The following is a 13,208-nucleotide window of genomic DNA, read 5'->3' as shown; positions in this document are numbered from 1 at the left end:
TCGGTGTTGTTCCTGCTGCTGGCTCTTCTGCTTTCGGTGTTGTTCCTGCTGCTGGTTCTTCTGCTTTTGGCGTTGTTCCTGCTGCTGGTTCTTCTGCTTTTGGCGTTGTCGCTGCTGGCTCTTCTTTCGGTGTTGTTCCTGTTGCTGGCTCTTCTGCTTTCGGCAATTCTGGTTGAATTTCTGGAGAAACAATTGCACCTCCTAGATTTTCTTTATATTCAGGTATCTCTAATACTTCTGGTTTTACTATAGCTCCATCTTTTACTTTATTTCCCGTAATAGATTTTTTTCCTTCAACTGTGTTTGAATTTTTTTCTACCAAATCATATACTTTATATACAACTTTTGCTTCTATTACATTACCATTTAATTCCGTATTATATGCCACTGTTTTCTCTACTAATTCTCTTACTACACTTGTATTAGGCAATAATTTTTCTGTTTTACTTTCTTTAGAAATAGTTGCATCTTTTTTATTGACGCTAACATCAGGTTGTACAACTTTTGAAATTTGACCTTTTTTCAAATTCCCTAAATTATATGTGAATTTTTGTCCATTAATTGTCGCATAAACGACAGTATCATACGTGTCTTTTCCTGCCGTTATCTCAAACACTATTTCTCCATTAACTTCTTTTGCTTGAACAGTAATATCTTGAGTTTCTTTATTATTACTAGTCGCTGAAATATTTTCTACATTATTTTCTGCGAACGCTCCTAATGGATTTGCTAATGCGAATAAAAGAACACCAGCAGTTGCTACTTTTGATATTTTTTTCATTTGAAATTCCTCCTAAATCATTGGTTGTTTTTTATAAAAATGAAAGTTATTTTCTACTCCATTATTCTCCTATTCTTATAATTTGTCAAGCATATAACTTCTGAAATTTTTCCTATATGTTATTTACAAATTTTCATATATTAATTAAGGGAAGTCAAAAATCATAAATTAAAAAAGATTTATGTGAAAATTAATAACAGCAATATTTTATTGATTTATAAATTCACTTTATAAAGGGGCTAAATCAAAAGTTCTAAAATTCAACAAAGTTCATGTGAGAATTCATAGATGCAGTGGTTTATTGATATCAAAATTCGCTTTATGAAAACTTTTTAGATATCTAATAAACTGTGTAGGGCTGACTCGATAAAATCGATTTCTTAAAAATCGCGATTTTTGAGTCACTCCTCGTAAGGGAACTCGGTAAAATCTTTTTTCTCCAAGACACGATTTTTTTAATCACTCCCATATAACTTCCTTCTTTATATTTCTTGTTGTTATTTCATATTCTATCATTTTATCATCTAAAATCAATAATCTTGACAAATCCCTTAGTTAGTGTTTTAATATACCCTATAAGGGTATACAAGGAGGTATATAAATGTTTTTTCTATTCACAAAAGTAGATAGTATTTCAACTATCGAATTAGAAAATAAACTTAAAACAAATATTCAATTAATTGATGTAAGAACGCCAGGAGAATTTAGAAGGGGGCATATAAAAAACGCAAAAAATATCCCACTTAGTGAAATAAACCAGTTTTCTCCACTAACAGATAAAAAAGTTTATGTTATCTGTCAATCTGGAGCTCGAAGCAAACTAGCTGCAAAGAAACTTAAAAAAAGAGGTTTCGATGTTGTCAATGTTCAAGGTGGAATGCACGCATGGCGTGGAAAAATAGTTTAATAATAAATAAAATAATTTTATATCCCATATTTATACTTAAACACATCTAATTTTCAGATTAAAATTTCTTTAAAATTTTACTAATATCGAAAGGACATACTTATGAAAAATAATATTTCAATGCAAGATTTTCATATAAAATATATTAATGAAAAACTAACTATTCTTGATGTAAGAGAAATTCATGAATATGTAGCTGGGCACATACCTTCTGCTAAGAATTTCCCTTTAAGTACTTTAGGAGCAGATTTTTCTAAATTAGACAAAGATCAGAAATACTACGTGATTTGTCAAGCTGGTGGTCGCTCTGCTAAAGCGTACGCTTTCTTGCACGATCAAGGATTTGATGTTACAAATGTTGAAGGTGGCATGAACAATTGGCCTGGAGAAATAAAAAATTAAATAATATAAACTAGTAAATTTTGATTAACATAAAGAATTTACTAATTTTTATTAACACTCCCTTTTATTCGCATCCCTGCTCCTGCTACTATCACTTATTTCATTGTTAAAACTAAAAGTCTTGATCCTTTTTTCGGAACAAGACTTTCTTTTATTTTTATTTCTTTTTTACTAGATACCTTATGGCTTTTTCCATTTTTTCTTTCTGCTCATCAGGATTTTTTATAGGATTATTAATACATTCCATAAGATTTTCAGTAATTAATAATTCCATTACTCGATCAACACTAGAACGAACTGCACTTAATTGAGTAATAATATCCATACAATCTCGCTCTTCTTCTATCATTTTTTGAATTCCTCTAAGCTGTCCTTCAGAACGTTTTAAACGCGTTATGTACTTCGACTTCGACATATATTTTTCCTCAATAGATTTTTTTTCATTATACCTTGAATAATTTATTTTGTCAAAATTTTCAAAGTAAATGTGCTCCCTTTCCCATATTCACTCTCTACTATAATATCTCCATTGAGCTGCATAGCTAGTTGCTTTGCTATAGCTAATCCTAATCCATAGCCTCCCGTTTTCATATTTCTTGATGCTTCAACACGATATAATCTTTTAAAAATATTATCAAGCTCTTCTTTTTTTATACCACAACCTTCATCTATTATAGAAATAGATAGAATATCATCCTTAATTTCAGCAACTATTTCTATTTTTGTTCCACTTGGTGAATATTTAAAAGCATTACCTAGTAAATTAACTATAATTCTTTGCAATTTATTATAATTACTTACTATTTTTGCATTTTCTGGTATAACTTTAATAAAAATATCTCTTTGTTCTTTTTCTGCTCTTAACTTAAATTCAGACATACAATCAATTAATAATTTATCTAAAAATATTGTTTCTTTTTTATCTGCAGAATCAGTTTCTTTCACACTTAGCGTCAAGTAATTTAATTCTTCAACTAATTTATTTAATCTTGTTGTTTGACGACAAATTGTTTCTAAATAGTACTTGTATTCATCTTTTTTTATTATACCATCTAACATTCCTTCGGCTGTTGATTGAATAGAAGTTATAGGAGTTTTTATATCATGAGAAAGTTGAGCAATCATAAGAGATTTTTCTTTTTCACTTTGTTCCAGTGATTCAAAACTTTCTTTTAAGTGCTCCGACATATCATCAAATGCTATAGACAAATCTCTAAATTCGACAGGACGTATCACTTCATCGCTGATATCAAATCTCTTCTCGCTTATGTTTACTGTTTTTTTCTTTAGCACATCTAATGATTTAAACACACCTTTTAGTAATGCTAGACTTATAGTTGCGCCGATTAACCCCGCAATCACAGTAATTGCAACAATAAAATAGGTATCTTGCTTTTCTATTAACATTTGATTTGAAGCCCAAAATACAGCAACTATAGTTATTAAAAATGACAAAATATATCCAATAATAATATAATCTCTTAATTTCATTCTATATTTCCTTTCCATTTTTAAACTTGTTTTTCCATTTTATATCCTAGTCCCCACACTGTCTTTATATTTGGTGTTTTCTCTGTAGAGTATTTCATTAATATTCTCCTTAAAGAATGAACATGCACATTCAATGTATTCGCATCTTCAACATACTCATCTTGCCATATTTTTTCATACAATTCTGTTTTAGAAAAAACACGTTCTGGATTATTAGCTAATAACCACAATAATTCAAAAGATTTCACCGTTAGGTCTAGTCGTTTCCCATTGACCTTTGCTATTCTACTATTATAATTTATCTCTAAATCCCCAAGCGTCGAAATACTATCTGTGCTATTTTTTTCAACTCGACGCAATATATTCCTAACTCTTAATACTAGCTCTCTAGGACTGAACGGCTTAACTATATAATCATCAGCTCCCAGGCTCAAAGCATAAATCTTATCTGGCTCAGTAGTTTTGGCAGTTATAAATAAAAAGGGTTGCTCTGTATCTAAATATTGTACTTCACTAATCAAATCATAGCCGTCCATATTTGGCATCATTATATCAGTAATAATCAGAGAATACTTATTTCTTTTATATTTTTCTAGTGCTTCTTTTCCATCATTAGCAATATCTACATCATAACCACCTTGCTCAAGATATCTTTTATTTATCTCCGTTATTTCTATCTCATCATCTACTAATAAAATTTTGTTCATCATATCTCTACTCCTCCTAACAAAATAGCACTATACATTAAAAGTATAGCACTATTTCGTTAAATTCTGCAAGGTTCTATCTCTCACTATTTTCAAAATATCAATATAATTGAGATTCCCCCACATAATTCTAGATATTCAAAAAATTTTATAAAAGAGACTACTATCAAATCACACTAATTTTAATCGTTTAATATATGGGGCTTACCCCAAAGTCCTAAAATTTAACAAAGTTCATATGAGAACTCGTAGACGCAGTGGTTTATTGATATCTAAATTCGCTTTATAAAAGCTTTTTAGATATCTAATAAACTGTGCGGGGGTGACTCGACAAAATCGATTTCTCTGAAATCACGATTTTTGAGTCACTCCCATTCTATTTAGTCGATTTCATTTTTTCTTCTAATTCCTAATAAACCTAATAAACTAGCGATGATTAATCCTACTATTCCTGTAGTTGAAGTATTTGTTGAGTTAGTTGCATTCATTGTTCCTTCTGGAGCTGCACTTGTTTTTGGTAACATTCCTTTTTTCATCATGTCATTGTTCATATGAGCATTCATATTTTTCTCTTTCATATCTTTGTGCATATGTGCTTTCATATTCATAACATCTGATTTTTGCATATCCATAGGTTTTTCACTCATATTTGAATCCATTAAACCATGGTTTTTATGATCTGTCATCATATTTTCACCTGGTTTTTTCTCCATTTTCATAGCTTCTTTATGAAGATTTACAGTAACCTCTTTAAGTGCTACTACGTTTGTTAAATCTACTTTTCCGTCTTTTTCACCGTATACTTTGATTGTTGCTTTGTAGCTTTGTGTTCCATTTGCTTTAAGTAAATCTAATAGTTCTTTATCTGATTTTCCTTTTGTTCCTTCTAAGTCTACTTCATAGAAGTATAATCCTTTTCCTAATTTTTCTAATGGTAATAAGGCTGGATTTTTCGCTGATCCGTTATCTGACCATGGGGCTTTATCTGATGATTTTAAGATTAATCTTGTTAACATTCCGTCACCACCAAAGAATTCATAAGGAATTACTTGGTTTACTCCGGCTGTGAATGGTCCAGGAAAGTTTGCTTTATCTAAGTATTTAGCTGGTACGTCAATTGTATCTTTAGTATTATCCATAACACCTTTTTTAACTTCGTTAACAGTTGTTAATCCATTTAGATTTACATTTACATCTTTTGTAGCTACTACGTTTGTTAAATCTGCTTTTCCGTCTTTTTCACCATATACTTTGATTGTTGCTTTGTAGATTTGTGTTCCATTTTCTTTAAGTAAATCTAATAGTTCTTTATCTGATTTTCCTTTTGTTCCTTCTAAGTCTACTTCATAGAAGTATAATCCTTTTCCTAATTTTTCTAATGGTAATAAGGCTGGATTTTTCGCTGATCCGTTATCTGACCATGGGGCTTTATCTGATGATTTTAAGATTAATCTTGTTAACATTCCGTCACCACCAAAGAATTCATAAGGAATTACTTGGTTTACTCCCGCTGTAAATGGTCCTGGAAAGTTTGCTTTATCTAAGTATTTAGCTGGTACGTTAACTTCATCTTTTGTATTGTCCATTACTGCTTTTTTAACTTCAGCTGGTGTTGTTTTGTGTGTAGTCATATCTGGTGCTTCCATTTTTGGTGCATCAGCAGTATCTTTAGCAAGACTTAAAATATTATTGTCTATTGCTTCAGGTTTAGCTTCTCTATCTGTTCCAACTATAGGTTGTTCGACTGTTTTATCAGTTTCTTTAGGTTTTACTGTTGTTGATTCTACTGATTCAACTTTTTCTGTTGGTTTAATAACTACATTTTCATCTACCTGCGTTTTTACAGTTTCAACTATTGGAGCTTTATCCAATTGTTTATCACTTGCGTGTGCTTCTCCACCTCCTACAATTACAAAAATACCACTTGCAATAGCTGCTGATACTACTCCAACACTAACTTTTCTTATTGCCCATCTTGTAAAATTCTCTGATTTCATAAAGTTATTTTTCATTTGTATTTTTCTCCTCTTAATTAATACTTTATTACCAAAACTTTTTGTTTGATGAATACAGTATACCTTATAGATATTAACTAACTATTAGTAAATATTTAAATATTTCTTAAATAGATATTATAAAAATATTATTTTCGAAATATACTAATATATATGACTTATCTTAGATTTCTGACAATTCCGAAAAAAGTTTTTAATTTTTTTAATAAAAAGTGTTGACAAAGAAAAAATCTTATGTTAATATTTCTTTAACAGTTTTAAAAAGCGAAGAAGTGAAGAGCAATATTTCTTAATTATTAGAGACCTTTTGGTTGGTGAAAAAAAGGATTTGAGTGTATTGTAAATGGTCACAGAGCTGAACTAATGAGTATATATAAGTTAGTTCCGGTTGATAACCGTTAATAATCATTGAGGTAAGATTAAAATTTATTTTAAGATTATAAAATTGGGTGGTAACACGGTCATTTCGTCCCTTGTGTTACTACCCTTTTGTCGTATTTAAGACTGAATAAAAAAATATTTTTACAAATTAATATATTATTACATGGATAAGATGAGTAGAAAAAAGGATTTACACCAGAGAGTCTCGGTAGCTGAAAAGAGATTAATGAGTTTTTTTGAAGATGGTCTTTGAGTTTTAATTATCGAGCGGAAGTTAGATAATTACGCAGAAAATAGCGTTAAAATTTTAATGAGGTGGAAAACTAAAAAATTCAATTTATCATTTTAGATTTTCCATAAAATAAGGTGGTACCACGTATAAAACGCACGTCCTTAGACAATATTAGATATTGTTTAAGGGCGTTTTTTATTTTTATAATTCAATATACACAAAAAGAGAAAATCTCAGGAGGAAAAAATAATGACAAAAATTTCAAGTTTAGGATACCCACGTTTAGGGGAAAAAAGAGAATGGAAAAAATTAATTGAAGGATACTGGGCTCGTACAGTTCGTCAAAATGAGTTATTTGAAGAAGCAGGAAAACTTCGTCGTCTTTATATCGAGAAACAATTAAATGCTGGATTAGATTTTATCCCAGTTGGTGATTTCTCACTTTATGATCACATTTTAGATTTATCAGTTCAATTCAACGTTATCCCACAACGTTTCGAAGGAAGAGAAGTTGATGTAGACTTATTCTTCGATATCGCTCGTGGTAACAAAGATAATGTTGCATCTGCACTTAAAAAATGGTTTAATACTAACTACCACTACATCGTACCAGAATGGGAAAATGTTAACCCTAAATTAAACAATACTCGTCTTCTTGATTTATATAAAGAAGCTAAAGAAATCGTAGGAGACAAAGCTAAACCAGTAATCACTGGACCAATTACATATGTTGCTTTATCTAGTGGATTAGCTGAAGGAGAATTCGAAAAAGCTCTAGATAAATTAGTTCCACTTTACACTCAAGTATTCAAAGAATTAGCTGAAGCTGGAGCTGCTTACATCCAAGTAGATGAGCCAATCTTTGTTACTGATGAAGGAAGAAACTATGTAGAATTAGCTCACAAAGTATACAACCACTTCAACAACGAAGTAGATGCTAAATTCATCTTCCAAACTTACTTTGAAGCTTTAGTAGAAGCTGAAAAACTTGCTGATTTACCAGTAGCTTTCGGTTTAGACTTCGTTCACGGAAGAGAAGAAAACTTAGCTAATGTAAAAGCTGGTTTATTCAAAGATAAAGAAGTATTTGCTGGGGTTGTTGATGGACGTAACGTATGGAGCAATGATTTCGAAGATAGTTCTGCATTATTAAAAGAAATTAAAGCTAATGTTGCTGAATTAGTAGTTCAACCTTCATGTTCATTACTACACGTACCAGTAACAACTAAAAACGAGACTGAATTAGAAGAAACATTATTAAACGGTTTAGCATTTGCTGATCAAAAATTAGTAGAGCTTAACTTACTAGCTAACAAATTAGATGGTAAAGAAGATGCAGCATACCAAAAACACGTTGAAGACTTCAACAAACTACAAAATGCTGATTTCAGAAACCTTGAATTAGAATCAAGTGAAAATATTCGTTCAACTCGTCCATCTGATTACAAAGTTCGTCGTGAAGTTCAAAACAAAAAATACAACTTACCATTATTACCAACTACTACAATCGGATCATTCCCACAATCTAAACAAGTACGTCTACAACGTGCTCTATGGAAAAAAGGTGAATTATCTAATGAAGCATATGAAAAATTCATCGAAGAAGAAATCGCTCGTTGGATTAAAATTCAAGAGGATCTTGATATCGACGTATTAGTTCACGGTGAATTCGAACGTACAGACATGGTTGAGTTCTTCGGGCAACGTTTCGCTGGATTTGCTTCAACTAAATTCGGTTGGGTTCAATCATACGGTTCTCGTGGGGTTAAACCACCAATCATTTACGGAGATGTAAAACACGTAGAAGCTGTTACAGTTAAAGAAACTGCTTATGCTCAAAGCTTAACTAACCGTCCTGTTAAAGGTATGTTAACTGGACCAGTTACAATTCTAAACTGGTCATTTGAAAGAACTGATATTTCTAAAGCAGAAATCTTCAACCAAATAGCTATCGCCCTTAAAAATGAAATTGAACTTTTAGAAAAAGCTGGAATTACAATTATCCAAGTTGACGAACCAGCTATCCGTGAAGGATTACCTCTAAGAGACAACAAAAAAGAAAAATATCTTGAAGAAGCAGTATTCTCATTCCGTCTAGCTACTTCATCAGTTCAAGATGATACACAAATTCACACACATATGTGTTATTCTAACTTTGATGAAATTATCGATTCTATCCGCGCATTAGATGCTGACGTTATTTCTATCGAAACTAGTAGAAGCCACGGAGAATTAATCTCTGCATTCGAAACTGCAATCTATCCTTTAGGTATTGGACTTGGAGTTTATGATATCCACTCTCCACGTGTACCTTCTAAAGAAGAAGTTCGTACAAACATCTTACGTCCACTTCAAAAACTTTCTACAGAGCAATTCTGGATTAACCCTGACTGTGGATTAAAAACACGTGCTGAAAAAGAAACTATCGAAGCATTAGAAGTTTTAGTTGAAGTAACTAAAGAAATCAGAAACGAACTTTCCGCTAAATAGGAGGTTTGCATGAGAAACTTATTAGAGAGATTAGAACAAGATGTACTCGTAGCTGATGGAGCTATGGGTACGGCTCTCTATAGTAATGGATTGGAAAGTTGTCATGAATATAATAATATCTCTAATCCAGATTCTGTAGAGAAAATTCATAAGGCTTATATCGAAGCTGGAGTAGATATAATTCAAACAAATACTTATGCTGCAAAGAAGTGTCAGCTAAAAACTTATGGTTATGAAGACAAGTTTGAAGAAATTAATATTCGCGCCGCTGAAATAGCTCGTAAAGCCGCTGGAGAAAACACTTTTGTTTTCGGTACTATTGGAGCTATTAGAGGACTTCGTGAATGTGAACTATCATTAGAAACAATTGTCAATGAAACGCTTGATCAAGTAAAGGTATTATTATCAACAGGTAAAATTGATGCATTACTTTTTGAAACTTACTACGATCAAGAAGAAATTCGTGCTGTTTTAACTGAAGTTAGAAAATTAACTGACTTACCTATTATTACTAATATTTCATTATTAGAAGCAGGTATAACTCAAAATGGGGAAAAAGTAACTGATGCATTAAGCGTACTTGTTAATTTAGGTGCTGATATCGTTGGTTTAAACTGTCATCTTGGTCCTTATCATATGATAAAAAGTTTAAAACAGGTGCCATTATTTGCCCAAAGCTACTTATCTGCTTATCCTAATGCCAGCTTATTACAGTTAACACAAACTATTAATGGTAACGAATACCGTTTTAGAAAAAATTCAGCTTACTTCGAACAAAGTGCTAAGTTACTTGTAGAAGAAGGTGTAAGATTAATTGGTGGTTGCTGTGGAACTACTCCTGAGCATATTCGTGCTATCAAAAAAGGAATAAAAGATTTAAAACCAATCAGAAGAAAAATAATAACACCTTTACCAGCTGAGGAAGAACTTGTCAGAGTAGCAAATAATAAACCAACAATTGTTGATAAAGTGAAAAAACAAGTAACAATAATAGCTGAACTAGATCCACCAAAACATTTAAATGTAGATAAATTTATCGAAGGCGCAAAAGCAATAGATAAAAAGAATATCGAAGCTATAACTTTAGCGGATAATTCTTTAGCTAGCACTCGAATTTGTAATTTAGCTGCTGCTACGTTGCTTAAAGAGCACATTTCTACCCCTACACTTCTGCATTTAACATGTCGTGATCACAACCTTATCGGATTACAATCTCGCTTAATGGGATTTGATCTTCTTGGAATTAATAATGTCCTTGCTCTTACTGGAGATCCAAGTAAACTTGGTGATTTCCCTGGAGCTACTAGTGTCTACGATATGACTAGTCTTAAATTAATTCCTTTCATTAAACAACTTAACGAAGGACTTGGATATAACGGGGCTTCTCTGAAAAAGACTACAAACTTCACAGTTGCTGCAGCATATAATCCAAATGTTCGTGACTTAAGTAAAACAAAACGTTTAGTTGAGAAGAAAATTAAAGCAGGTACTGATTACTTTATTACACAACCTGTCTTTGAATCTAAAAAAATTGAGCAATTAGCAGAATTTGCCGCTGATTATCCAGATACACCATTCTTCGTTGGTATAATGCCAATTACTAGCTATAACAACGCTGTATTCTTACACAATGAGGTTCCTGGTATCAAGTTATCAGAAGAATTCTTAGCCAAACTAGAAGAAGTAAAAGATGACAAAGAACTTTGTCAAAAAATTGCTTTAGAAGAAAGTAAAAAGCTACTAGATGTCGCTTTAAAACACTTTAAAGGAATTTACCTAATAACACCATTCTTTAGATATGATCTTACATTAGAATTAATAGATTATGTTGAAGAAAACAAAGATAAATAAAAGTTAAATGTATATAAAGAAATCACCTAGAAAATTAGTTTATCTAGGTGATTTTTAAATAGTAAAACGAAGAGAGTGACTCAAAAATCGCGATTTCAGAGAAATCGATTTTATCGAGTCACTTTCCGCAGTGGTTTATTAGATACCTAAAAAGTTTTTATGAAGCGAATTTAAATATCAATAAATCACTGCGTCTATGAGTTCTCATATGAACTTTGTTAAATTTTAGGACTTTTGGGTCAGCTCTCTGTTCTATATCTTCTTCTATTTGTTTCCGTATTTTTCGAAAAGTTCATCTAAAGGCTTGTACATTACTTTATTTAAGTCTTCAATTAAAAATTGTAGTTTTTGTTGAGTTTGTACAAACTCTAAGAATTTAGCATTTTCTAATAATTTTTGTTGGATTTCTTCAAATACTGATAATTCTTCTTCTGTAGGTTCATTACCTGCTTGAGCAGACTCCATTAAATCTTTTTGTTTTGATACAAATTCTGTATATAAAGCGTTAGCTTCTTTATCTGCGTATAATTCTTCAGATGCTGCTAATGATGCTTTATACTCATCAGATTCTCTTAATGCTCTTTCAAATTCATTTGCTTTATCATAAATATTTACCATAATTATTTGCTCCTTTTATGTTGTAGTTTAATTATAACATAGTTTTACCTTCTTTGACAATAAATCGTTTTTATCATCTTTCCCTATACAACATATCTTTTTTCTATAAAAAAGTAGGTTTCAAAAACTACTATGTACGAATTCATACAATAATTCTATATAACAAAAAATGCTACTTCATACTATCTTTTTGTTTTCTTGATAAGACTAATACAAGTAAACTTATTATAGCCAATAATGAAAAATCATTAATATTACTCATTCCTGTTTTTGGAAGACTCTGTTGTTTTAATAAGTTTTCTTTAGACATCGTGTTTTGAGCGTCTGTTTTAGAAAGATTATTTTTATCTGATACTATTGCAAATTGACTGAAGTGATCTATGTAGAATTCTATATTTCCGTTATTTATAACTGAGGGAATTTGTTTTAGATTTCCATTTTTTTCTACATGATATACTTCTATATTTTTATTTTCATATTCTGCTAAAGCTACTCTTACTAGTCTATTGTTGTTTAACGATATTTCTTTTCCACCTTTGTGTAAACTTAAATCGTATATTCTTACATTCTTATTACCTTGTAGCTTGTCTTTTACAGCATTTATTTCTTTTTCATCTTCTATCTTTACTGCTCTAAATTCTATATCATCTATAGAAACATCGTACAATTCTAAACTCACCTTTTTATCAAGAGATTCTAAGAACAATGTTTTTGTTTTTCTTGTTAATACAGGATTATTATCAGATACATACGAAGTTTCCTCTTTTCCTCCAGATGACGTTATCGAAGTTCCTTCATTTCTTGAGCTCTCTGGTTTTACAGGCGTTGACGATTGAGTTGAATCACCTTGTTTCCCTGATGCCTCTGGTTGTACTGGTTTCTCTTGTTTCCCTGGAACTGATGGCTTCTCTTCTTTTGGTTTCTCCTCTGCAGGTGATACCGATGTCCCTTCTTTTCCTGAGTTTTCTGGCTGAACCGGCTTTCCTTGCTTTTCTGAAACTTTTGGTGTTTCTTCTTTTGGTTTCTCCTCAACCGCTTTTACAGGCGTTGATGGTTGTCCAGATACCTCTGGTTGTACCGGTGTTCCTGGTTGTACAGGTTGTTCCTCTTTTGCTTCTGATTTTACAGGTGTTGACGGCTGTCCAGATACCTCTGGTTGCACCGGTGTTCCTGGTTGTACAGGTTGCTCCTCTTTCTCTGAAACTTTTGGTGTTCCCTCTTTTTGTTTTTCCTCAGCTGGATTTCTTGGCGTTGATGGTTGAGCTGAATCACCTTGTTTCCCTGATGTCTCTGGTTGTGTTGGGGTTCCTGGTTGTACAGGTTGTTCCTCTTT

10 protein-coding genes, 1 pseudogene and 2 other annotated features are annotated in these 13,208 nt (G+C 31.6%); of the genes and pseudogenes, 4 read left to right on the top strand and 7 right to left on the bottom strand.

What is annotated here, in order from left to right:
* Nucleotides 1-781, bottom strand: a pseudogene (locus ACO6OL_RS06885) (hypothetical protein); the annotation flags it as partial.
* Nucleotides 782-1,382: 601 nt separating this feature from the next.
* Here ACO6OL_RS06885 and ACO6OL_RS06880 point away from each other — a divergent pair.
* On the top strand, nucleotides 1,383-1,688 hold the full coding sequence (locus ACO6OL_RS06880) for a rhodanese-like domain-containing protein (protein ID WP_485502612.1): 306 nt from the start codon (nucleotides 1,383-1,385) through the stop codon (nucleotides 1,686-1,688).
* A gap of 102 nt (nucleotides 1,689-1,790) precedes the next feature.
* Nucleotides 1,791-2,090: a rhodanese-like domain-containing protein gene (locus ACO6OL_RS06875; RefSeq protein WP_485502611.1), complete on the top strand. Its 300-nt coding sequence runs from the start codon at nucleotides 1,791-1,793 to the stop codon at nucleotides 2,088-2,090.
* Between the two features lie 157 nt (nucleotides 2,091-2,247).
* On the opposite strand, the gene ACO6OL_RS06870 is transcribed toward ACO6OL_RS06875, so the two are convergent.
* From ACO6OL_RS06870 to ACO6OL_RS06855, 4 genes are all read right to left on the bottom strand, one after another.
* The gene (locus ACO6OL_RS06870; protein WP_314397796.1) at nucleotides 2,248-2,505 is read right to left on the bottom strand and encodes a metal-sensitive transcriptional regulator; all 258 of its coding nucleotides are present in this window, start codon (nucleotides 2,503-2,505) and stop codon (nucleotides 2,248-2,250) included.
* A 44-nt stretch (nucleotides 2,506-2,549) separates the two neighbouring features.
* Nucleotides 2,550-3,581, bottom strand: coding sequence for a sensor histidine kinase (locus tag ACO6OL_RS06865; RefSeq protein WP_485502610.1), 1,032 nt, complete (start codon nucleotides 3,579-3,581; stop codon nucleotides 2,550-2,552).
* Nucleotides 3,582-3,601: 20 nt separating this feature from the next.
* Complete coding sequence (locus tag ACO6OL_RS06860; RefSeq protein ID WP_485502609.1) at nucleotides 3,602-4,291, bottom strand: response regulator transcription factor; 690 nt, start codon at nucleotides 4,289-4,291, stop codon at nucleotides 3,602-3,604.
* Nucleotides 4,292-4,668: 377 nt separating this feature from the next.
* Entirely contained in the window at nucleotides 4,669-6,300 is a 1,632-nt protein-coding gene (locus ACO6OL_RS06855; protein ID WP_485502608.1) for an SSURE domain-containing protein, read from the bottom strand.
* A 261-nt stretch (nucleotides 6,301-6,561) separates the two neighbouring features.
* Nucleotides 6,562-6,780 (top strand) — a binding site (T-box leader).
* 59 nt (nucleotides 6,781-6,839) lie between these two features.
* Nucleotides 6,840-7,082 (top strand) — a binding site (T-box leader).
* An 83-nt stretch (nucleotides 7,083-7,165) separates the two neighbouring features.
* Here ACO6OL_RS06855 and metE point away from each other — a divergent pair.
* Both metE and ACO6OL_RS06845 read left to right on the top strand, forming a co-directional pair.
* Nucleotides 7,166-9,406: a 5-methyltetrahydropteroyltriglutamate--homocysteine S-methyltransferase gene (gene metE / locus ACO6OL_RS06850; protein ID WP_485502607.1), complete on the top strand. Its 2,241-nt coding sequence runs from the start codon at nucleotides 7,166-7,168 to the stop codon at nucleotides 9,404-9,406.
* A gap of 9 nt (nucleotides 9,407-9,415) precedes the next feature.
* Entirely contained in the window at nucleotides 9,416-11,257 is a 1,842-nt protein-coding gene (locus ACO6OL_RS06845; RefSeq protein WP_485502606.1) for a bifunctional homocysteine S-methyltransferase/methylenetetrahydrofolate reductase, read from the top strand.
* A gap of 264 nt (nucleotides 11,258-11,521) precedes the next feature.
* Here ACO6OL_RS06845 and ACO6OL_RS06840 read toward each other — a convergent pair whose 3' ends face one another.
* Together ACO6OL_RS06840 and ACO6OL_RS06835 are read right to left on the bottom strand one after the other, a co-directional pair.
* Nucleotides 11,522-11,875 carry a YlbF family regulator gene (locus ACO6OL_RS06840; RefSeq protein ID WP_485502605.1) on the bottom strand — a complete coding sequence of 118 codons (354 nt, stop codon included), beginning with the start codon at nucleotides 11,873-11,875 and terminating at the stop codon, nucleotides 11,522-11,524.
* Between the two features lie 172 nt (nucleotides 11,876-12,047).
* A partial coding sequence (locus ACO6OL_RS06835) for an LPXTG cell wall anchor domain-containing protein (RefSeq protein ID WP_485502604.1) occupies nucleotides 12,048-13,208 on the bottom strand: 1,161 nt, incomplete at its 5' end.

Source organism: Gemella sp. (assembly GCF_057272915.1).
The sequence above is the reverse complement of the archived record's forward strand: the minus strand, read 5'-3'. Positions and strand labels throughout refer to the sequence as shown.

Excerpts from the sequence above, each read along its gene's own strand:
- ACO6OL_RS06855 (WP_485502608.1), bottom strand. The coding sequence starts at position 6,300 with ATGAAAAATAACTTTATGAAATCAGAGAATTTTACAAGATGGGCAATA.
- ACO6OL_RS06840 (WP_485502605.1), bottom strand. The coding sequence starts at position 11,875 with ATGGTAAATATTTATGATAAAGCAAATGAATTTGAAAGAGCATTAAGA.
- metE (WP_485502607.1), top strand. The coding sequence starts at position 7,166 with ATGACAAAAATTTCAAGTTTAGGATACCCACGTTTAGGGGAAAAAAGA.
- ACO6OL_RS06880 (WP_485502612.1), top strand. The coding sequence starts at position 1,383 with ATGTTTTTTCTATTCACAAAAGTAGATAGTATTTCAACTATCGAATTA.
- ACO6OL_RS06865 (WP_485502610.1), bottom strand. The coding sequence starts at position 3,581 with ATGAAATTAAGAGATTATATTATTATTGGATATATTTTGTCATTTTTA.
- ACO6OL_RS06870 (WP_314397796.1), bottom strand. The coding sequence starts at position 2,505 with ATGTCGAAGTCGAAGTACATAACGCGTTTAAAACGTTCTGAAGGACAG.
- ACO6OL_RS06860 (WP_485502609.1), bottom strand. The coding sequence starts at position 4,291 with ATGATGAACAAAATTTTATTAGTAGATGATGAGATAGAAATAACGGAG.
- ACO6OL_RS06875 (WP_485502611.1), top strand. The coding sequence starts at position 1,791 with ATGAAAAATAATATTTCAATGCAAGATTTTCATATAAAATATATTAAT.
- ACO6OL_RS06845 (WP_485502606.1), top strand. The coding sequence starts at position 9,416 with ATGAGAAACTTATTAGAGAGATTAGAACAAGATGTACTCGTAGCTGAT.